Below are 338 nucleotides of genomic sequence, written 5' to 3' on the forward strand. Positions count from 1 at the left end.
CCGGCGCCGCTGGGGGGGGCGGGCCCGGGGGGGGGGGGGGGGGCGCCGTCATGTCCGGTGCGGGCGCGGGTTCCCCGCCCCCGGACGGCGGGAGGGGCCGCCCCGGGGTCGCCCCCGGCCACGGCGGGCCACCGCGGGGCGGCGTCAGCGGAGCCTCCGGACTCCACTCCAACGTGTGAGGAACGGCTGTCGGATGACGGGGCCGGGCGACATCCCCAGCTCCGCCGCCGTGTGGCGCCCCCGGCCGCCCCCGGGGGGCCCCCCGCACCCGCCCCCCCGCCGCCGCCCCCCCCCCCCCGCCCCGCGCCCGCGCCGCCCGCAGCCAAAACCCCCCAAAC

The organism is Kitasatospora sp. NPDC056651, assembly GCF_042792155.1.
GTDB lineage: Bacteria > Actinomycetota > Actinomycetes > Streptomycetales > Streptomycetaceae > Kitasatospora.